The sequence below is a fragment of the Hungatella sp. SL.1.14 genome, assembly GCF_024460495.1.
In the GTDB taxonomy this organism is placed as follows: Bacteria; Bacillota; Clostridia; order Lachnospirales; family Lachnospiraceae; genus Hungatella; species Hungatella hathewayi.
Genome location: NZ_JANFYJ010000129.1, coordinates 1 through 429 on the forward strand (window position 1 = coordinate 1; position 429 = coordinate 429).

Here is a 429-nt window from a genome sequence, read left to right on the forward strand (position 1 = left end):
GGAGAAACTGGGAAGTCAAAAAAGAACTCTACAGCGTCCAAGGTATCCTATCAGAAGTATTACGACAGCGGAAAGAAAGATTATACAGCACCGAAGTGCCGGACGAGCTACGAATATGATGAGCTTTTATTCGAAACTCGTGGAGATGCGGAATCGGTATTAGACGCCATGAACGAAATTATTGCACAGTATGAGGTAGTTAGTGTTGCAGATCTTTATAATTTGGCAAACGTGTCCAATGACAATTATGCTGCCAATAAATACGGATGGACTGATATTGCTGGATGCAGGGCGGTTCGAGTAAGGGATGGTTATATTTTAAAATTGCCTAAACCAATGCAGTTGTAAAGGAGGGATTCAAGATGTATGAGTCAGAAGAAAGGATGGTATCTCATCCGGATCATTATATTTCCGAAACGGGTATGGAAG

1 pseudogene is annotated in these 429 nt (G+C 41.5%); it reads left to right on the plus strand.

What is annotated here, in order from left to right:
• Positions 1-348, plus strand: a pseudogene (locus tag NE473_RS30285) (hypothetical protein); the annotation flags it as partial.
• Between the last annotated feature and the right edge of the window lie 81 nt (positions 349-429).